Here is a 325-nt window from a genome sequence, read left to right on the forward strand (position 1 = left end):
GGGCAGGTCAGCCAGCAGGGCGAGGGCCGCCTGGCGCAATGGGCGAATACCCAGGCGGAGTGTTTTCTGCATCCACGGGACAGCTTGCTGACCAGCCTGGAGCTGCCGCAATTGCCCTCCGCCAAGGTCGACGATGCAGTGACCTGTGCGGCCCAGGCACTGATCCTCGGCCCGCTGGAATTGATGCATGTGGCCCACGGCCCACGGGACAGCAGCGGCCTGGTGCAGGTCGGCTGGTTGCCCAAAAGCAGCCTTGAGCACCTGGGCCGGATAACGACCCAGCTGAAAATCAAAGTGCGTGGCCTGTACCCGGCGCCCTACGCGC

1 pseudogene is annotated in these 325 nt (G+C 65.8%); it reads left to right on the forward strand.

Annotated elements, in window-relative coordinates:
* Positions 1 to 325: pseudogene (locus tag HX846_RS38645) on the forward strand (type II secretion system protein GspL); the annotation flags it as partial.

The sequence above is a fragment of the Pseudomonas sp. K5002 genome (genome assembly GCF_013386655.1).
GTDB lineage: Bacteria > Pseudomonadota > Gammaproteobacteria > Pseudomonadales > Pseudomonadaceae > Aquipseudomonas.